We start from the raw sequence: 20762 nt of genomic DNA, 5'->3' as shown, positions 1-20762 counted from the left end.
TTAACATCTTTTTATCAGCGAGATTTTCCTTTTTTTACAAAATTATTTCAAGATTTTAATTTTGGGATAGGTTCTTAATCTATAAGAGACTATGAGGTATAACTTAATTGGTTAATATTGAAATTTGTTATAATTGATAATTATATAAATCTGGTAATGGGAATGTTGTTTTCGAATTATTTGCTTAAATGATTGATATTATTTTACTCCAAACATTATGGGGCGCGTCAATTCCCATTGCTAAAAAATTAGTGAGCTTTACTTCTCCAATATTATTAACTGGTATTCGTACTACGGCTGCTGGGTGTTTATTGCTTGCAATAAACTATTTATGGGGTAGGACAAAAAAAAATGGTTCAACAGGATTTGATACGAACTATTGGCTTATCTATCTGCAAATTATATTTTTTGGTGTATATCTGAAATATATTGCGCGTTACTGGGCAATTCAATATATTCCAGCTATTAAGATGAGTCTTTTAGCCAATTCAGCACCGTTTATTTCTGCGCTATTTGGTTTTGTTTTTTTGAGCGAAAAAATAACTATAACAAAATGGTTAGGTCTGATTATAGGTGCTGTTGGCTACAGTATTATTTTAGTGACAACATCTAAAGCTGAGTTTTCTATTGGGGAGATGCTTTTTATTTCATGGTCAGAACTTATTACATTGTTGATGGTATTTATAGATTGCTATTGTTTAATTTTATATAAGAAACTTGTACGAGATCATGCACATACTTCATTTTTAATCAATGGTATTCAAACAATTGGCGGTGGTTTGTTAGCGCTTTGTACAGCATTTTTATTTGAGCCGATTACTATTACACATCCAGTTAATTTTGTTGGATGGTTATCAGCTTCTATTACTATTAGTAATGTTGCGTGTCATAGCTATAGCATGTATCTTCTTAACTATTACAGTGTTACTTTTGTTTCTTTTTCAAGTTTTTTAAATACCATTTTTACTGGGCTTTACAGTGCTTATTTCTTACAAGAAAAAATCACGTTTCACTACATTATCGGTGGACTTACCGTGATTATTGGTCTTTATACTTTCTATAAAGATGAGTTGTATATCTATAGAGCTAAAGGTGCTAATTGTTAACTTTTACTTTAAAAAATAATATCAACATGAATTAATATTTATGTCGTTGTCAGTTATGCTTGATGATGATCTTTTTTATCAATTGATTTTAAATAGTCGTCACATATATAAAAAATTGTTATTATTATTTTTTCTACCGTGGCGCTCTTTTTTGACTTTTAGTCAGATTTTTGGAGATTGTGCCATGGTTTTTTACTTATCTCAAAGATTTTTTTAGTAGTAACTTAGATTAATATTTGTTTACAGGGGGATATATAATTATGCAGAAAAATATTATAGCTCTGATTCTTTTTTTAGAAACTTTCTTTGCTTACTCACTGTATGCTATGGAGAAAGTTTCTTTTATGAAAAATAGGCCAGAAGAGATACAACAAGCGGTAGATAAAGCTTTTTATAATAATAAGGATAATACTCAATGGGGATATAATGGTAGCTTTTCTAGTTATCGGTTATTTTGTTTTGATAAAAAAAAATTATTAAAAAAAATATTTAATTCTGGCCAGCAGAACATCAATATAGTTGATTTTGGATGTGGTCAAGGACGATGGGGTCAAGATGCTGCAAAGATTTTGAGGACCTTTTTGTATAAAGATGATAAAAATAGTGGTCTTAAGCAAGTTTCTATTTTTAATATAACTGGTGGAATAGAGTGTCTAGAGAGTAAAAAAGAGAGTTTTTGTGAATTTCCAGAGGGCTATAATAAAGGGGATCAAGACTCTGTTTCTCTGCATTGGCTTGAGCAAGTTAAAATTGAAAATATTGATGAAGAATTAAAAAAAAGAGGTATTGATTTAGCTGACAAATGCGATCTTATTGTTTCTCATTGGACGATGAACCATTTGGTTGATCCATTTGGAACACTAAAAAAGCTATATAGTCTTTTACGTCCGGGAAAAGGCATTTTTGCTTCAACAGGATTTTTGTATAAAGCTGATACCAATATTGATTTGGAGAATAATATTAGCTTTATAAATCGTGGCAATACCGTCTCTAGTGATAAATCAGAAGAAGCTGGTATTAATACATTTCCACTGCATAGTGAGCGTATCGCTCTATTGAGTAATGCTTCTTTTTTATTTAATTATGATCTTTATAATCAGGGAGGTGATTTTGTAGTTAAACGTACGAATAATGAACAACTGAAACTTCCACTATTATATACTGGTGATATGTTTGACATTGATCGCTATGACTATGACGTTGCATCGGGTAAACTTACTGTTTTTAAGCTTATTTTTCACAATAATCAAAATAAACCCATATTGAGAATGAGGTGGGATATTATGGATGAGGCATTAGCCGGTTCACGACGTATTTATTATGAGGATAAAAATCAAAGCGCAAGGGACTTATTTAACGATTTAGAAGGTGTACTAACCAATCTGATTAAAATCAAAAAAGGATATAAAACAAAAAAACCTCAAAAAACAGTAATGTAAGACTAATTATTTTTTGATGTTATTGCATGCTTTTTTATAGTTATATCAACAATGACTGGCAAATGATCAGAGGGAAATTCATCACGAATATCTTCACCATCCGGTCCCTGTAAGAGGTCGGTTTCAGTTTCTGCTGGTATTAAATCTAAATGGGTATATTTTTTGTCATTTACGTGGCATTTTGTTTCATAGGTTTGTTTATCTGGTAGTTGATTTTTTACAAAAACATGGTCAAGATGATCACCAAATTTGTTTTTAGGACATTTATGAAAATCGTTTGAATATCCTATAAAGGTTCCTGAAACTTTTATTCCATCAAATGTTTTTAAATATTTTGACGCGTCAAAATATCCATTTTCTTTTAAAATACTTAACTCTTTTTCTCCGTAATTTTGGTATGAATATGTGCTCATATCTCCTGCAATTACAACAAAACCTTTATCAATTTTTGTAAGCTCTCTTATCTTTTCAACAAGTACCTGATTGGTTCTCATACGAATAAAATGGTTTTTATGGTGGTGTATATTAACAAAATATAAAGGTGTGTTTTTGCAATAGGTTTTTTCTTGTTTTGGATAAAATGTTGCCATGAGTACTGCTTTAGGGTGCTTCATACACATGTGTTTGGAACAATAATCAGGTGTTTCAGACATCCACCAAAAATAGCCTTGTTCAAAAGAAAGACTATTATTTTTATAGGCAATTGTATTGATAAGGGAGAAGTCTGAATCATTTTCTTTCAATTGTATTTTTGAATATCCAAGATTCTCTATTAATTTAGAAAATAATGAGAGTGTATTGTGACCAATATTACGAATTTCTTGAAATGCAATAATATCTGGATTTTCATCTGTAATTAAGGATGCGATTTTATCGAGTCTTTTATCAATAAGTAAATGCTTTTTTTTCCTGTTTTTATATGTGTGAAAAGAAGTACAGACGTTATATGTCATAACACGCAATGTGGTGTCTAAGCTTTCTTTTTCTTCCATTGCATCCATTGAGAAAAAGAAAGACGTGATAAAAAGTATGAATAGAGTTTTTTTCATTAAAGTCCTTTAGTTATAAGTTTTGATTGTATTATTGTTATTTTTTTCCTGTTTTTTCATAGCTGTATCATGTTTTGTTATTGTGATATCAACAATTCCTGGCAAATGATCGGAAGGAAATTCATTGTGTATTGGTTCTCCCCACATTCCTGTTAAAAGATTTTTTTCTGTTTCTGCAAAAGACTTATCATACTTATTATTGTATTTTTTTGCATTTACATGGCAGATCGTTGTATACGATTGTTTTTTGGGAGATACATTTTTTATAAAGACGTGATCAAGAGGATCGCCAAATTTTTCTGTAGAGCATTTGTATGGATCTAGAGAATAGCCAATAAAAGTACCAGATACTGAAACGCCGTTTTTTGTTTTTAGATTGTTTAGCGCATCTTTATAGTTATTCTTTTCTAAAATAGCAAGCTCTTTTTCTCCATATCCGTTAGTGAAAAAAGAGTTGAAATCACCAGCAATGATAACGAGTCCATCTCGATTGGAAATATATTTATTTATTTTTTTTATTAAAAGGTTATTTGAAAACATACGTTCTTTATGTTTTGTGCTATTGTGTAGATTAACTACATAAATAGGTAATTTTTTATGATCGGGTAATGGGACTTGCTTATTTTCTATACATTTTGTTAATAGAGGATACAGAGTTGCCATGATTATTACTTTTGGCCAAGGGTTATCGGCTGTTTCAGAGCATTTTTCTGGCGTATTAGATGCCCACCATCGATATGTGTTATGCAAGAAAAATGTTGTTCGCTTGTAGGCAATGAGATTAATAAATGAAAATAGTGATGGATTATCGCGAAAATGTGTTAAATCATACCCTAATATACCAAGATGATAAGACAAATAGCCGAAAGTGGAAAAATTTTTTTCTATATCTCGGACTTCTTGAAGGCATATAATATCTGGATTTTCATCTTTAATAAGGTTAATAATTCTTGGTAGTCGCTTGCTACAGGCAAGTTTTTCTTTAAAGTGTTGATTGTTATATATCTGGAATGAATTACAAATATTGTACGTCATAACTCGAAAATTGAGTGATTCTTCTCTGCTTTCTTCCATAGCAAAAGAACTTGAAAATATATGTAAAGAAAAAACAATGAGTAATAACTTTTTCATAAGGTTCCTTTTTAATTTTAAAGTTTGCAAGACACATGAGAAAGATCATCGCAGTTATTTGTGTTTATAAATAAAGTTTTTTTATAAAATCTTTACATATAGTTTTTTTTTGGTACTATATGAACCTCATTTCTTTAAGATATTTAACGTTAATAGTGCTTGATATAAATGATTGTTTTTTTTTTATAATTTACATAGGCAAACTCATAGTATTTATGTGTTTGTAGTGTATACAACTTTATTGGGGTAATTATATGAAATATGCATTAGCTTTATTGTGTTCCCTTTCTTTGGGAGTAATTGAGTGTATGGAGGAAAATTCTGCTATTGATTCTGCAATAAAAAATAAAAGAGTTGCTGTAAGAAGTAAAAGAGTTCCTGCTGTCAAAAGAAACTTGGATAGTCTAAATCTTGATTTTGGTGTATTTATTCAGGAAGAAGAAGCTGAAAAAAAAGTAGAAGAAACTGCAAAGAAAAATGTCGAAACAACAGGATTTGTTACAGACAACGAAAAGAAAGGTAAGCTTAAAGCAAAATTCGCTATATTTTCTAAAGCAAAAAAAGGGGGAACTAAGGTTAAAAAAGGTAGAATCCGCCTTTCAGTTGCTAATCAACGCTCTCTTTCTTTGAGTGACTTGAGTGATCTTTTAAACAGCGACACTAATACATCAGATCCAAATAATTCAATTGGTGATGAAGCATTTTGGGCTTCTATTGATAGAAGAACTGAAGATAAAAGAGATAAAATGCAAGAAAAACATTTTGATACTGAACTTAGCAAATGGGATCGTGAAAAATGTACAGAAAGACGTAGAAATATGCTTACTCAGCTTGGATCAAAAATCAAGAATTTTCAAGATATGACGGGTTAAGTAGTAGCGCATTAATAAAAAATACGATAATTATATATTATATACGTCCTAGCAGCAAAATGCTGGGGCGTATTTATATTTAAGTGGTGTATTTTTTATATCGATTTTGCTTTATTGCACAAATTTTTTTTTCTTGTAAACTTTCACAAATTGTCACGTGTTATTATTTAACTTTTTAGATTGGGAGCTTAATTATGCAAAATACGCATATACGATTCCGTTTATTTAATCTATTTTTGTTATTGAGTTGTTTAGTAGTGTCTTCAGTAGAAATGCAAGGGCATGATAATGAAGAAGAGCACTTTTATGCACAAATTGATGAAAAAGTAGGTGAAGAAGAGAAAATAACTAATGACTCTCAATATCGTTTAGCACATAAAAGTCTTGCGATAGAGATTAATAATCAAAAAAAGCGTAGAGATAAAATGGATCAGATTTGTGAAGATGTTGATCAGTTTGTTCCAGATCTTATTATAGGGGAAATGCACAAATTTAAAGACGAGTGCAAAGAAATCCGTTTTTGCAAGAAAAAAGCTACTTTGCTTGCTATTATTGATAGGTTAACTTCGAACGGAACAGATCCATTTGAGATGTTAAATAGACAGATGCTTATTGCAGATAAACAGATTTTAAATAAGAAAAAAGAAATAGATGCGTATCCTGTATATATAAGAAATATTGTTGATGAATTTCTCGTTAAATATTATGAATTGCGCCATTATATTTCTTCAGATGATCTTCGTTATGAGCAGGTTTTACTAAACGAAGCAAAGGCTTTATATGACGATGCTGCGCTTTTTGTTTCTGCCTCATCAGAAACAACAATGAAACTTATGTCCGAAGCACCACTGTTTAATACAGATGCAGAAGTTGAAATATATATTAAAGATATTGGTTTATGGGATAAGCCATCTAATTTGAAAGATATAGCTATTGGCGAGTTAATTACCAGAATAAAGACTCGTCTTGATGATAAAATTGCTGATGGTAAATTAGCTAAAATAAGTCATCTTATTGATGAAAAAAAACTTACTCATTTAAAAAATACGCCTAAAGTTTCAGAAGACAAAAATGGTAATTTGATTTTTCCTTATTATGACGCGGTTCAGGAATTATTTGAGCAAATAGTGCAAAATAAAAAAGAAAATCTGCGTGCATTGGCTGAGGATAATCCTGAATTTGTAGAATATATTAAAATGGGTATTGCTCAAGCAGATAGGCCAGAAAATGAAACATATGATGCTCTTGATATTTTACAAAACAAGATCAAAGAGAAGATAAATAAAGATTATCAAAGAGAGCTAGAAAATGATTCTGTAAGATTAGATGCAATTTAGCCTAGAGGAAGATCTATTAGCTAGAAAAATAGCTAGCTTCGAATGTTAATATTATGTAAAACGGCATTTATCTTATATGGTAGATGCCTTTTTTTATGTATACAGGATGCAGATTACTTTATATGTGTTTCTATGGGGCATCCACAATAAAAACATTCTTTTTCTCTACCAATTTCTTTATGGCGTTCACAGTCTTTCTCTTTTATTTTTTTGATATCTTCTTGTGTATATAGGCATCGTACTATATTTTTATCTCTATGTTTTTTATCTTTTTGTTTGCAATAACCAATAATAATTGTTGGAATGCAAGCAATAAGGATTATGTATTTAACAATTTTCATATTATTTTCCTTATTATGCGTTATCAATGTAAAAGTATATAGCTTCTTATTATTTCAAATAATAAAATATTTACACTCATAATTTTATGAGTTTTTCGTTGTATAAGTAAAGAGTTTTTAAGTTTGCTTTTTATGGGAACTTAAGATACACTCTCTTTCAATTAAAAAATATTAACAATCACTTTAATTTTTAGAGAGGTTTTGTGCAATATGAAAAAGCAATTATTAGCCTTAAGTGTAGGTGCAATATTATTAACTGGTGGATTAAAAGCTTTAGATGAGAAGGAACAGGATTGTATTAAATCGATAATTGGTGCAAATGGTGGTACTTGGCAAGATCGTATTGATTTTGTAAAAGCTAATTGTCCTGAATGTCCAGAAGTAGATAAGATTATTGCAGCAATGAAAGCAGCGGGCAATATAGTTGAAGCTGAATCGATAGGTGAAGAAGTTGAAAAAGATGAAGAATTGCTAAAAGATATTATAAAAGATGAGATACCAGCAGTTATTGAAGAGGTAAATAAAACAGAGGGTATAGATCTTTCTACTCATAGCAACATTGAGGATACTTCGAAACGAGCGGAGCAAAAAGATATTGAAAAAATAAAAAAATTAGTTACAGAAGAAATGAAATTGTAAGTGTTGACCCTCAGTTTTTGACACAGTACCCTACAATCAAGGGTAAAGAATATATCGCGCGCGGGTACTCAAAAAAGTGCTCGCGCATTTTTAATATACGGAGTGTTGTATGAAGCCACACGCACAGGCATTTGAAGATGTCATATATACTCAAAAAACAAGTCAAAAAACTGGTTTGTCAGAAAATGAAGTTAAAAAAAGGCAGAGACAATACGGGTTAAATCTTTTAAAAGAAAAGCCGCAAGAGTCTTGGGCGGTTGTTTTTATTAAACAATTTCAAAGTCCATTAATTTATATTCTATTGATTGCTGCTGTTATTATTTTTGTAGTCGGTCAAGATCCGCTAGATGCGTTTATTATTAGTGGTGTTCTTTTTTTTAATGCAATTATTGGTACTATCCAAGAGGGGCGTACTCGTTCTATTTTGCAAAATTTGCGTCGCTTTATTGTATCGAATTCTATTGTAATCCGTGAAGGTAAAAAGAAATTAATAAGTAACAAATATTTAGTTCCTGGTGATATTATTGCGCTGCAAGAGGGTCAACGCATACCGGCAGATGCTCGTATTATTACATCTAATTCATTGCAAGTTGATGAGGCTGTGTTGACAGGTGAATCACTGCCTGTCAGAAAACATTCTGATATAGTTGACGAAGCGGCAGTAATTGGTAATCAGCATAATATGCTTTTTAATGGAACATATGTTCTTTCTGGCTCAGGGATAGCTGTTGTTACCGCAACTGGTGAAAAGACCGAAATAGGAAAAATTCACGCTACTGTAGAAGAAATAAAAACTGATATGCCGCTCAAGCAGGAACTTAATCGGTTATCTTATTGGATTTTACTTTTTATTCTTGGTATTTGTATGTTCTTATTTGTTGTTGGGTTCTTGCAGGGCAAGCCATTACAAGAACTATTAATTATGCTTACTGCATTATTTATTTGTGTGGTACCAGAAGGATTACCAGTTGTTTTAACTTTGATTTTAGTTTCTGGTGTATACCGTATGGCCAAACATAATGTTCTTATTAAAAACATGCAAGCTGTTGAAGGTTTAGGGAGAACCGATGTTATTGTTATAGATAAAACGGGTACATTAACACGAAATGAAATGGTTATTGCACGTGTTTTTGTTGATAATCAGTTTTTTACTGCAGGTGGACAGGGGTATCATGCACAAGGTGATATATATGATGAAAAAAAGCAGATAGTTGTAAAAGAAGTACAGCCAGAGTCCTTGCGAACAATGGGAATTGCTTGCTCGTTGCTCAATTCTACAGAAATTACTTACCTATCAGATGCAAATTTATTTGATATTAAAGGAGATCCAACAGAGGCCGCACTTTATGTGTTCTCTCAAAAATTAGGGTTCTCTCGTGAGCAGCTTGAAGGGCAGTATCATAAAATATATGAAATTCCATTTGATCCAGCGTATCGTTATCATGCTGGATTTTATGAAAAAAATGGAGAAGGTGTTATGTTCCTTGCTGGTTCACCGGAAGTTATTATGGCACGTGCACTCAATACAGATCAGCAGGCTGAAAAAGCTCTTTCTGGCTTATTGATGCAGGGCTTGCGTGTTGTTGCTGTTGCAATGCATTCATTTGATCCAACTGCTATAGAAGTTGATCAAGCAAATAGTGGTTTAGCATTTACCTTTTTTAAGCAGTTGGCAGAAGGAGCACTGCATTTTTTGGGGTTATGTGCAATAGAAGATGCAATTCGTCCAGAAGTTGCTGTAGTTGTTGAGCAAGCGCGTAATGCAGGAATACGCGTGATTATGGCAACTGGTGATCATCAAAAAACAGCATTATATGTTGCAAAGAGAGTTGGAATTTTCCGTGATGGTGATCAGGCTATTGATGGACCAGAATTTGAACAAGCAACAAATGGTCAATTGTTGGTTAATCTTCGCAAAATTACAGTTTTTTCTCGAGTATCGCCAACTCACAAACTACGTATTATTAAGTTGTTTCACCAGCAACGTAAGATTATTGCTATGACTGGTGATGGTATTAATGATGCGCCTTCATTAGTTGCAGCAGATTTAGGTATTGCAATGGGAAGAATTGGTACCGAAGTTGCAAAACAGGCGTCTGATATTATTTTATTGGACGATTCATTTGCTAATATTATTAGTGCTATCGAGCAAGGAAGGCATATCTTTTATACGCTTAAACGAGTGGTGCTGTATTTTTTTGCTACCAATATGGGTGAAATTTTAATTGTGCTTTTTGCTCTGATTTTGAATATGAAGCTTCCTATAACAGCAGCACAAATTTTGTGGCTTAATCTCGTTACTGATGGCTTTTTGGATATAGCGCTCTCAACAGAGCCAAAAGAGTCTGGCTTACTACAGCAAGAATGGCTAGGAAAGAAATTACGATTAGTTGACCGCAATTTATTGCTCAAGATGGTGTGGATGGCTATTCCTATGGGGCTTGTTTCACTGTGTGTTTTTTGGTATTATCAACAATTTGATATTGTACATGCACGAACTATGACGCTTATTACTATGGCAATGTTTCAATGGTTTAATGCATGGAATTGTCGCTCTGCGACCAAATCGGTTTTTCAACTTGGTCTGTTGACTAATAGGTGGCTTGTTGTGACAACTGTGTTTGTATTTTCTTTGCAAATTGCGGTGTTACACGTTCCATTTTTGCAACGTATCTTTAAAACAGTGCCTATTTCGTTGACTCAGTGGTTATTAATTATTGCACTTTCGTCTTTACTTTTTGTTGTAGAAGAAATTCGTAAATGGTTTGTGCGGTGGTGCTACGATTGACTCTTGGGTAAAAGATGCTAGAGTTAACAAGTGCTTATTATACACATTTTATTTTATGTTAGGAGACTTATTATGCGTGCAAAAAAAATATTTTTTTCTATTTTTTTAAGTAGTGCTTCGGTTGTTATAGCGATACCAGGCAATAATTCTGATACAATTACTAAAACAAAAACATCAACAGTTCATCCTATCAAATATGATTTAAAGATTCGTGTTGTTGATACCAATCAACTTGCTGCAAAAACACAACAAGGTATGGAAGGACGCAACAGGCTCGAGCAAAAGCAGCTGCAATTACGCCAAGAATTGCAAGCACAGGGACAAAATGTTGAAAAAGAAGCAATGGCATTTAATAGTAAAAAAACAACATTGAGTGAAGATGCGCGCAATAAAGAACAAACTAAACTGATTAGAATGCGTCGTGACTATGAAAACAAGGTACAAACGAGTGATGATGAGCTCAAACTTGCAGCAGCACAAGAGCAAGAAAGCTTGGTAAGAAGTATTGTTGATAGTGCTAAAGAATATGCTATTGAGCATAAAGTGGATCTTGTTGTTGATAAAGGTAGTGGAAGTGTTATTTACAACTCACAAAAAGCAGATTGTACTGCTGACATTATCAATGTTATGGATAAACAATATGACTGTAAAATACAATTGGCTAAAAACAAAAAGAATGAAACAACACAGCTAGTAGAAAATAAAACTGGCAAAAAGGCTGCCACGTAAAAATAATATACTTTTTAGTTTTGATATAAAAAAACCAGGTTTTGCCCTGGTTTTTTTATTATTTGGAGTGTGCAGCAATGAATTATGAAGTTGTTTCATTACCAGAATCACATAGTCTTGCGTATAATGTAGCATTGAGGCTAAATAAAGAACTTGTTACACCAAAAGTACAAGAGTTTGCTGATGGTGAAATAGAAGTTGTTTTTGAGCCGAATAAATTTAATCAAAAAAAAGTAATGCTTATACATGCACCCTACGGCAACGTGCATAACGCACTTGTTCGTTTTGCGCTTTTGGCACATTCGGCTAGTATTTCTGGTGCACAAGAGATAATTGGGATTATCCCATATTTATGGTATATGCGGCAAGATAAAAGTGCGGTGCCTGGGCGAGTGGGTGCGTGGCAAATAATAGCCAAGTTGCTTGAGGCAACTGGTATCAGTCAGCTTATAACGGTAGAAATGCATGCAGCTATTTGTGAACAAATGATTACAGTACCACTTTATAATATTAAGCTTCGTGTACTTATGGCTGAACATATCAAACATGTAGTACCAGAATGTAAACAATGTTGTTTTATTGCCCCGGATGAGGGAGCGTTCAATCGTGCACAGGAAATTGGGCAAGTGTTTAATATGCCGGTAATGGTATTTAAAAAAAAGCGATTTGATGTTGATAAAACGAAAATTATCTCTGTAAGTGGTTCGTGTGGTTATGATACGGTGCTCATTGTAGATGATATTATTGCTACTGGTGGTACAGCAATTAATGCATGTGATAAGTTAAGAGAAATGGGTATAAAAAAAGTTTATGGTTATTTTGTTCATCCTGTATTACCAGGTAATGCTATTGAGTGTATTGAAAATAGTGGCTTTGATAGGGTATTTGTTTCAAATTCAATACCGCATACTTTTGATAAACAAAGTAAATTTACCATTTTTGATATAAGTGGTGTGCTAGCGAAAAAAATAAAAGAATTAGTGTAAATAAATAGTATGATTATATGGTCATAGTTTTTCTATAGCACTGTGCTTTTATTCCATTAAAATTACTACGGGAGTGGATAGTTCAGTGGAACAAAATACCTCAAACTATAATACGTTAGCTATAAAGGCAATTATTGGCTTAGGCAATCCGGGGCTAAAATTTGAGCATAATCGACACAATATAGGGTTTCTTGTCGTTGATGCGCTGTCAGAAAAATATGGCGGCACCTGGCAACATCGTGAGCATATGGAGTATGCTAATATTCTAATCAATAATAAAAAAATAATTCTGATAAAACCGCAAACATTCATGAATACATCGGGTAAGGTTATTCCGTGGCTCATAAAGCAGGGTGTTAATGTAAAAAATATATTAGTGGTGCATGATGAACTAGAAAAAAAATTTGGTAATATCAGTATTCGTTTTAGTGGCAGTTCTCGTGGGCATAATGGTTTACGTTCTATTATGAGTGTTTGTGGACCTGACTTTGCGAGACTGCGTTTTGGTATTGGCCGTCCAGAGCGAAAAGAAAATGTTGGTGAGTATGTTTTGCAAAATTTTACTGAACCGTTAGATGAGGTTCAACGGCTTATTGATCAAGCCGTTGATAAGATTATTCTGCTTTTTAATTAGTAATGTTTTTACTCTTCAATGGCGTATATCCTTACTGTTATATTACCACTTATTTTTTTACCACTTTTGGTTTTAACATCAGCGATATACAGGCCTTTATTGAATTTGGAAATTTTTGTAACTGTGTTGTTATTCATTGGTCCGTAGATATTTTTTCTGTCTTTTCGTGGAAAAAAACGTCGCTCGTTGACAGAAAATATAATGTCATCGGCATATTGTTCTGGTTTAATAATTCGCCATTGTAAAGTGCGTACTCGTGTTGGAATTTTTCCTTTTAAATTAAAAAGTCCATTTGCTTTTCCAGATTCTATTTTTGCGTCAATAGTATAAACTAAGTCATATTGTTTTGGTGAATGGCGCCACCATGGAGAATCGATTGATGGGCCTACTGGGGAATTGGTGACTTTTGTAGTAAGCTTTTTATCTGTTACTTCTTTTGTGGCACCTAAACGACCTCCAAATAATAACCATTCTTGGCCTTTTGCCGGTTTATCTCGATCTCCGAGATTGATACATGGTGATTCCCAACATTTCCAGCGTACGCCGTCGTTACTTGTATGATCAAGTGTATCGATATCAAAAATAACATTTTTTTCATGTGATGCATGTCCCCATTGTGCGGCCCATATAATTGGGTGGGTTTTATCTACTATTTTAACATCTCTTGCTTGTAATAATTTACCATGAGGTTTGTTGCCATGTGCAGCGTAATGTACTTGGTCAAGCTTATAATTTAAATAGTTACCGAGTTCATCTGTTTTACGTAGATGTACATCTATATGTTCTATATCTCCTTCATGTGAGCCTATATTAAAGACTTTTTTGCCTAAAATATTGATGTTGACTGTGTCTCCTTGATACGGATAGAAGAAAATATATTGAATGACAATACCATCGTTATGTTTGTCTTGAATGTGATAGTAACAAGTTGCTTTACACTCTTTGTTTACTAATGGTTCACCAGCTCTGGTTATCTTATCTGTTGTGGGGGCAAGGTAATAATCATTTATTTGGTTGAACCCATTTGGATAATCTTTAGTTGGGTAATTTTTCAAAATAGAGCTGTCATTGATTGGACGTTCAAGTACTAGCGTTGTGCTGCCATTGGGATTGCGTTTACGTAATTCACAGCGTTTGGCAAACCAATCTATTGATGAGGGGTAATAGCTTTCTTTCTTGTGGAAGCGCACTTCTGGAGCAAATGTTTGTGCGAGGTTAATTACGGTTGTTTCCGGTAATGTTGTACCTGCTTTAATAGAACTTATGGTTGTAATAGATAAGATTATTAGAAATATTTTTCTATGATTTTTATAAAAACACATAGTTTGCTCCTTTATTATATTTTGATTATATGTGCTGATTCTGTGTACACTGTAATATCTTGTTTCAGGATAGGTCAATGAATTCTACTTTTTTTTGATCTAATAAAAAAACGCTATAGATGGGCTTTTTTTTAAAATCCCCCATCTATAGGTGATTTTTGTGGTTATTCAGCTTGCGCTAAAAATTCAATTTGTAAAAAACCTAAAAATAAACTCCAAAACCCCCTTCCAATGGTAGCTTTGTAGGCTTGACAAAGGCTATTTTATATGAGAAAATATTATTAAGTAATTAATTTATTAATATTTCTATCTGAGATTAAACGTTAATAATAAATAGGAGGTTAAAAATGGTAGTTCGTAAAAATAGTCGATTCAGAAAATTCTTATTTCTTGTTTTAGTAGCAGGGTTGGTGTGTGGACAAATTGAAGCAATTAGTTTCGATATAGCCCCGGCAAACAAAGTTTCTATATCTTGGTTTAAAAATTTTGCTCAGTCTGCTGTAACTTCGTTATTCAATACAAGAGTTGGAAAACTTTTGAGTTCAGTTGCGAGCAAAAAAAGTACGAAGCAGAGCCCCTCTGTTTATATGCCTGAATGCGAAAATATATGTGAAGAAAAAAAAGAGTCTGATAATAAAGTTGCAAATAATAAAGTTGCAAATTTTGCTGTGCTTCAAAAAGATCCTATTGCCGAAACAGTTACTGCGACAATGCATACAGTTGAAGTTGCAAAAAAATCTATTGCTAAAAAGAATAAAAATGAAGCGAGTGCTCAGGTTATACAAGATGCTGTGATTGCTGGTGCTGCTGGCACAGCAACACCTGTAGGTATGTGTGTTGCACAATACTTAACAGGTAATCAGTTGATTGATGCTGCAAGCATTATACCTGCTGCACAACTTTCTATTGCAACAACAATGGTTAATAAATTGCACGGTATAAAAGAAGGTACAGAAGCAGTTGATGCTGTTATTGGTGCAGCTATTATAGGTGCATCTGCTCCTGCGGCATTAGTTGGTGGTGCTATAGCAGAAGTTAGTGCAATTGTGAGCGAAGTAATTGAAAAAAATGGTGGTATCGTACAAATTGCTCAAAATATTGATTGGTTTGATGTAGCTGCAGGATCAACTAAAAAATCAGAAAAAGAAAATAAATATAATGCTGGTTTAATTAAAGAAGTACAAAAACTTACAAAAAATAAAGAGTCGGCTAAGCTGCTGACTACAGTAACGGTTTCTGCGCTTGAAAATGCAGTAATGTATTCTGTATTAGGCCTTCTTGGTATTAGTACTGGTGGCGCTGGATTAGTGGCTGTAGCTGGTAGTGCTGCTACATATGGTGCGGCTAAGGGTTTGATTAATTACCTTGTACAGGGTTCTGGTAATCGTGCTGGTCGTTCAGGTTTTATTGCAGGTATTACAGAGAGTGTTGCACTTAAACATGCATTAAAAATTGGTGGCTCGCTGGCAGCTGTTGATGCATTACCTATTATAGCGACAGAGCTTGCAGTTAGTATTGTACAAACTATGGTACATAACAAAGGTGGTTGGGACGCTGTTACCAAGAAGCTTGGTTTTGAAGTGGTTGAAGCTACTAAAAAGCGTTTACATGCTTATAAACAAGGTATTGAGTATGCGCTTGAAAAACTTAAAAAAGTTACTGCAGCTGTAGTTAAAGATGTTGATAATTATATGAATTACGTTAACTGTGGTCCATTTCCACTTGAGAGTGATATACAGGTTGAACAAGAGTCAAAAGAACTAAAAAAAGAGAAAAAAAGCTGGTTTACTCGTTGGTTTAACGGATCTAACAGTTTTGATGATAATGAATTTATTCAATCATTGAATGATGGTGAAGATGAAAGTGATGATGAAGATGTTTTCTATGATGCACACGATGGTGAAGATGAAAGTGATGATGAAGATGTTTTCCATGATGCAGTTGAAATGCCCTCATTAGAATAATGCTTATTTGTAGTTGATAAGTAGACTTGACATGGATTTGTTAATAAAATGATACGATTTGCAGATCGTAAAGAGTTTGTAGGTGGTTTTGATTAGTTCAAAGTCACCTACAGAGAATTGACTGGGTTATAACAATCAATAAAGTATGTTGGGGTATTCAAAGTGATTATATGTAACAAAAAAGCCTGGTTAGGAGTGTTATTTACTTTGTCTTGCATGTTGCCGGTCCCTGCAAAATCATGCTGGACATCTTTGTGTTCAACAACTTTTTCTTTTGCCAAAGAAAATAAATATACTTTGTTAGTTGCTGGTGTTGCAACTGTAACTGTTGGTGTTTTGTTGTTTAATAATGGAAGATTACGGTGTGAGCTTGATAAACAAAATGTAAAAAATGTTTCGGGTCAGGAAGCATCGAAAGATATAAGTCAACAAGTGGAGTCGTTAAAAGTAGAACTAAAACAACTAAAAACAGGTAATGAGAAACTTAGAGAAACTGTGAAGCAACAGTTTAACACTGCAATTGGTGATTGGAAGGCGAATAAAGAGCAGATGCAAAAAAGAATTAGAGGGTTGGAGGGGGAAGTTGATCGACTTAAGCTGGATAATTATCAGTTAAAGCAAAAGGTTGCTAAGCTTCGGAGCGCAGCAAGTCAACAAAAAATTGATTATGCTTCTAAAAAAAAACAGATGGAAGATCATTATGCAGGGGAGCGCAAAAAAATTGAAGAAGCATACAGTAACCTTGGCAAGAAAGAAAAAGATTTTTATAATACATGGTATTCTACCACTAATAAAAAAGACAAAGAGCTGGCTGCTCGTGAAAAAGTAATAAAAGAAGAAGAAAAAAGGGTGGAAGAAGAAAAGAATCTGTTTGAAAAAGAAAAAAATAAGTTTGAACTTCGAAAAAAAAGTTGGATTTCTGAATTCTTTTAATGGTTAAAAATTGTTGATATAAAAATAATATTATACAAAAAACTGATCCCTGATTTTACTCAAGGATCAGTTTTTTAGTTATTGTTCTAAAAGCCACTTTTGGACTGACTCCTTTAACTTGGGGTCAAATTCGCCACCTCCGCCCTGAAGGATACTTTTTGATCCTCCACCACGCAATCCATGGGCTTCAAACAACCACAAGGCAAAATCTTTCATATTTAGCTCTTTAGAAACTTTCGGTGAGCCTTGTACATAGAAAGCGGTCCGCTTATCAATACTGCTGATCAAAAAATAAAGGGCCTCGTGTTGAGTATTTAATAATTGTGTTGCGATTTCTCGTAACTCATCATGGGCCATATCCTTTAAGTGAATGAACAAAAATGGCCATTTTCCAACGATTTTTACTTGGGCGATCCATTCGGGAAGTTTGAGTGATACAAGTTGTTTTTTAAGGTTTTTAATGGATATTTGAGCCTCCTTGAGTTGCTCTTTTTGCTTTTCTACTGCCTGTATAATTTCATCTCGCTTAACCTTAAACTCTTGGCTGAGGTTTTTGACGATATCAAAACTCTCTTGGAATAATTCAATTGCTTTTGGCCCGGTTAAGGCAACAATTCTTCGGTGGCCTGCAGAAAGAGCGTTAACCTCAACAATTTTAAAGGCACCAATCATGCCAGTTTCAGGTACATGTGTACCACCACATAATTCTGCAGAAAAATCTGCAATCTGGACAATTCGTACCTCTTCAGGGTTATATTTATCTCCAAAAAACGCGATTACTCCGCGGTTAGTGGCATCTTTTAATGTGGTATATTCAATATTTACCGGAATATTATCTCTGATTTTTTCATTTACTAAGTCTTCAACTTTTTTAATATCTGCTGGTTTTAAATTATCGTGATGCGTAAAATCAAAGCGTAAATAATCAGGATGTACTAGTGAGCCAGATTGTTTTATCTGCTTGCCAAATAACTCAATGAGCGCTGCTTGCAATAAGTGTGTGCCAGTATGATTTTTCATAGCATTGATACGACGTTCCTTGTCAACAATGCTCGTGACAGTATCTCCAAGACTTAAATCAGTAGGTGCTATTATCTTTGCTGCAATTGCTTTGCCAATAAAACGGACTTTTTGATGTGCAACTTTTTTAGTACCAAATTCTAACCAACCTTGATCAGGTACTTGTCCTCCGCCAATGATAAAAAATGGTGATTTTTTTGCAATAACCCAACACTCAGTTCCTGTTTTTACACTATCAACAATATTGTTATTAATAATGAGAGCAGTAATGTTGGATGTTGTTTGTAACTCTTTATAGCCGGTAAATTCAGTAAAAATGGTTGGATCTAAATCAACATATACTTCTTTTTGTTCTGCAGCCTTTTTGCCAGATTGTTTTTTTTGTTGTTGCATGTATTTTTCAAAACTATCTGAATCTACGGTAAAACCATTTTCTACAGCCATGATATGAATGAGTTCAAGTGGAAAACCGAAGGTATCATATAGTTTAAATGCGTGCTGACCAGAAACAATTTTTTCTTTTTTATGTTCAGAAAAATAGCGATCGAGCAAACTTTTACCGCGTACCAGGTTTATTGCAAATTTTTTGATTTCGCTTCGCAAAATGTCATACACAAGTTGAGATTGTTCTTTAAGTTCTGGATAGATATCGCCCATTTCTTGTACAAAGATACGAGAAAGCTTGGGAAAAATATTTTGATCAGTTAGTTTTTGTGTAAAGAGTGCAGCGCGTCTGATTATTTTTCGTAATACGTAGCCGCGGCCTTCATTAGAGGGTGCGCCGCCATCGGCAATAATTAATGAGGAAGATCTAATATGATCGCACAAAACATGAAATGCTGCTTTTTGATCAGTACTTTGTTCCGAGTATTTTACACGAGTAAGGTGTTCAATTTTTTTAATTAGGTTTTCAAATAAATCAGTTTCAAAAACTGAATCTTTGTTTTGCATAATCGAGCATAAGCGTTCCAATCCCATACCAGTGTCAACACCTACTTGAGCTAGTGGTTTGTTAGTACCGTCTACTTGTCGATCATATTGCATAAAGACTAGGTTCCAAATTTCCAAAAATCGATCACATTCGCATCCAGGTAAACAGGTTTTTTTTCCGCAGCCAAACTCAAGACCACGATCTATATATAATTCAGTGCATGGTCCGCATGGGCCAGTATCGCCCATTTGCCAAAAATTTTCTGAAGCACCAAGACGATGAACTCGTTCTTTTGGTAATGTAATATCAGTTGTCCAAATATCATATGATTCATCATCAGTTTCAAATACACTGGCATGTAGTTTATCTGCTGGTAAGTACATTTCTTTTGTCAAAAAATTCCAGGCAAATGCGATTGCTTCTTTTTTGAAGTAGTCGCCAAATGAGAAGTTGCCCATCATTTCAAAAAAAGTTAAATGTCGTTTGGTAAAGCCAACATTATCTAAATCATTATGTTTTCCACCAGCTCGAACACACTTTTGAATGGTTACTGCGCGTTTGTAGCTGCGAGTTTCATTACCTAAAAAAATATCTTTAAATTGGTTCATACCAGCATTTGCAAAGAGTAATGTTGGATCTTGTGCAGGAATTAAAGATGAACTTTTTACTTGCTCATGTTGATGTTTTTTAAAAAAATCGAAGAATTTTTTGCGAATTTCTATTGACTTCATTAGAGTATCCTGTGAGAAAACTTAAAACTAAATAGGAGTTTCTGTCATGATATAGCTTTTTATAAAATGAAGCAATTATGCTTAACTAAAGGATTATCTTTGATCCACGCAAAGAGTTTAATATTATCAGTTATATAATCAGTTACAGTGTTGATTGCAATCCTATTAGTTTTGTTGCTTTGTTCAAATATTATAAAGATATTACTATTTAAGGATTTATATAAAATTAAAATTTTGACATAACCCTATAAAAAAGGAAAGATTTTGCTGACAAAAATATGTTAAAAATTCATAAAAAAAACGAGATTTTCCATAGACAAATTTTATATGAATAGAAAGTTTTTGAAAGAGTTGAGAAAAATTATTTCTCAGAAAAAAAGCATTCGTAGACCAAGAAAAAGTGCAAAAAAGATTATGTAGGCAGTATGTTTTATTTCAAACGATTCTTAATAATAGCTCAAGTCAGTCTTGATAACATATTTTTTATATCCATATTAATACAAATATAAAACACAATCATTCCTGTAAACACGCACTAGGAGCAACAATTGAGCGCATGTATAGATAAGAAATATATTTTTATTTCTATCTGTGCAAAATTGCATATACGAAACACGATAAAAGGGATTATTATGAAAAGTAACATACACTATATTTTCTTACTCTGCTCGGTTCTCATTACATTCAATGGCATTACAACATGCGCACCGAAAGATAAAACTAGACAAAAAGAAAAAAGAGATAGAATAAGAACCTATCCCAAAATTAAAATCTTGAAATAATTTTGTAAAAAAAGGAAAATCTCGCTGA

At 33.2% G+C, this 20762-nt stretch carries 16 protein-coding genes and 1 pseudogene; 12 read left to right on the top strand and 5 right to left on the bottom strand.

Annotation, left to right across the window (positions count from 1 at the left end; translation table 11 throughout):
* Positions 1-188: 188 nt before the first annotated feature.
* Positions 189-1106, top strand: coding sequence for a DMT family transporter (locus tag KC460_04530; GenBank protein ID MCA9770608.1), 918 nt, complete (start codon positions 189-191; stop codon positions 1104-1106).
* A gap of 260 nt (positions 1107-1366) precedes the next feature.
* The gene (locus KC460_04525; GenBank protein ID MCA9770607.1) at positions 1367-2545 is read left to right on the top strand and encodes a methyltransferase domain-containing protein; all 1179 of its coding nucleotides are present in this window, start codon (positions 1367-1369) and stop codon (positions 2543-2545) included.
* Between the two features lie 2 nt (positions 2546-2547).
* Here KC460_04525 and KC460_04520 read toward each other — a convergent pair whose 3' ends face one another.
* Both KC460_04520 and KC460_04515 read right to left on the bottom strand, forming a co-directional pair.
* Entirely contained in the window at positions 2548-3594 is a 1047-nt protein-coding gene (locus tag KC460_04520; GenBank protein ID MCA9770606.1) for an endonuclease/exonuclease/phosphatase family protein, read from the bottom strand.
* Between the two features lie 9 nt (positions 3595-3603).
* Entirely contained in the window at positions 3604-4725 is a 1122-nt protein-coding gene (locus KC460_04515) for an endonuclease/exonuclease/phosphatase family protein (protein ID MCA9770605.1), read from the bottom strand.
* A 254-nt stretch (positions 4726-4979) separates the two neighbouring features.
* Between KC460_04515 and KC460_04510 the strand changes: the two genes are divergently transcribed.
* Entirely contained in the window at positions 4980-5597 is a 618-nt protein-coding gene (locus KC460_04510) for a hypothetical protein (GenBank protein MCA9770604.1), read from the top strand.
* A 194-nt stretch (positions 5598-5791) separates the two neighbouring features.
* On the top strand, positions 5792-6934 hold the full coding sequence (locus KC460_04505) for a hypothetical protein (protein MCA9770603.1): 1143 nt from the start codon (positions 5792-5794) through the stop codon (positions 6932-6934).
* Between the two features lie 113 nt (positions 6935-7047).
* Here KC460_04505 and KC460_04500 read toward each other — a convergent pair whose 3' ends face one another.
* Positions 7048-7275 (bottom strand): hypothetical protein, encoded by a 228-nt coding sequence (locus KC460_04500; GenBank protein ID MCA9770602.1) that lies wholly within the window; start codon positions 7273-7275, stop codon positions 7048-7050.
* A gap of 210 nt (positions 7276-7485) precedes the next feature.
* Between KC460_04500 and KC460_04495 the strand changes: the two genes are divergently transcribed.
* From KC460_04495 to pth, 5 genes are all read left to right on the top strand, one after another.
* Positions 7486-7914 carry a hypothetical protein gene (locus KC460_04495; protein ID MCA9770601.1) on the top strand — a complete coding sequence of 143 codons (429 nt, stop codon included), beginning with the start codon at positions 7486-7488 and terminating at the stop codon, positions 7912-7914.
* Positions 7915-8023: 109 nt separating this feature from the next.
* Positions 8024-10702, top strand: coding sequence for an HAD-IC family P-type ATPase (locus KC460_04490; protein MCA9770600.1), 2679 nt, complete (start codon positions 8024-8026; stop codon positions 10700-10702).
* Positions 10703-10774: 72 nt separating this feature from the next.
* Entirely contained in the window at positions 10775-11431 is a 657-nt protein-coding gene (locus KC460_04485; GenBank protein MCA9770599.1) for an OmpH family outer membrane protein, read from the top strand.
* 77 nt (positions 11432-11508) lie between these two features.
* Complete coding sequence (locus tag KC460_04480; protein ID MCA9770598.1) at positions 11509-12417, top strand: ribose-phosphate pyrophosphokinase; 909 nt, start codon at positions 11509-11511, stop codon at positions 12415-12417.
* 85 nt (positions 12418-12502) lie between these two features.
* Entirely contained in the window at positions 12503-13051 is a 549-nt protein-coding gene (gene pth / locus KC460_04475) for an aminoacyl-tRNA hydrolase (GenBank protein MCA9770597.1), read from the top strand.
* A gap of 8 nt (positions 13052-13059) precedes the next feature.
* Here the strand turns inward: pth and KC460_04470 are convergent, their stop codons facing one another.
* Positions 13060-14373 (bottom strand): Vps62-related protein, encoded by a 1314-nt coding sequence (locus KC460_04470; GenBank protein MCA9770596.1) that lies wholly within the window; start codon positions 14371-14373, stop codon positions 13060-13062.
* A gap of 347 nt (positions 14374-14720) precedes the next feature.
* Here KC460_04470 and KC460_04465 point away from each other — a divergent pair, with 347 nt between their 5' ends.
* Together KC460_04465 and KC460_04460 are read left to right on the top strand one after the other, a co-directional pair.
* Positions 14721-16337, top strand: a complete 1617-nt coding sequence (locus KC460_04465) for a hypothetical protein (GenBank protein MCA9770595.1) — start codon at positions 14721-14723, stop codon at positions 16335-16337.
* A gap of 162 nt (positions 16338-16499) precedes the next feature.
* On the top strand, positions 16500-17270 hold the full coding sequence (locus KC460_04460; protein MCA9770594.1) for a hypothetical protein: 771 nt from the start codon (positions 16500-16502) through the stop codon (positions 17268-17270).
* A gap of 78 nt (positions 17271-17348) precedes the next feature.
* On the opposite strand, the pseudogene alaS reads toward KC460_04460, so the two are convergent.
* Positions 17349-19952 (bottom strand): annotated as a pseudogene (gene alaS / locus KC460_04455) (alanine--tRNA ligase).
* 632 nt (positions 19953-20584) lie between these two features.
* Here alaS and KC460_04450 point away from each other — a divergent pair.
* On the top strand, positions 20585-20734 hold the full coding sequence (locus KC460_04450) for a hypothetical protein (GenBank protein ID MCA9770593.1): 150 nt from the start codon (positions 20585-20587) through the stop codon (positions 20732-20734).
* The last annotated feature ends 28 nt before the right edge of the window (positions 20735-20762 follow it).

The sequence above is a fragment of the Candidatus Dependentiae bacterium genome (assembly GCA_020431705.1).
Taxonomy (GTDB): domain Bacteria; phylum Babelota; class Babeliae; order Babelales; family Vermiphilaceae; genus JAGQHQ01.
The sequence above is the reverse complement of the archived record's forward strand: the minus strand, read 5'-3'. Positions and strand labels throughout refer to the sequence as shown.